Source organism: Flavobacterium sufflavum (assembly GCF_004016525.1).
Taxonomy (GTDB): domain Bacteria; phylum Bacteroidota; class Bacteroidia; order Flavobacteriales; family Flavobacteriaceae; genus Flavobacterium; species Flavobacterium sufflavum.
The window spans coordinates 1-207 of sequence record NZ_SACJ01000061.1; the positions used below are offsets into that span (position 1 = coordinate 1).

Here is a 207-nt window from a genome sequence, read left to right on the forward strand (position 1 = left end):
CAGCCAGAATTGGTTTTGCCGGTTTAGTAACATCGTCAACAATTACATTTTGAGTAGCTGTTTCAGTGTTTCCATTACCGTCATTGAAAGTCCAGGTAATTACGTGAGTTCCTTGAGTTGTATAAGTCAAAGCATCAGTAGTTGTTCCTGTGATAGTTCCTTTACAATTATCATTAGTAGTAGGAGCTGTCGCCGTAGCCGAACATT

The 207-nt window shown here is 39.6% G+C and carries 1 protein-coding gene; it reads right to left on the bottom strand.

What is annotated here, in order from left to right; translation table 11 throughout:
• Window positions 1–207, bottom strand: a 207-nt coding sequence (locus EOD40_RS18140; RefSeq protein ID WP_164905528.1) for an HYR-like domain-containing protein, incomplete at both ends; no start/stop codon positions are given.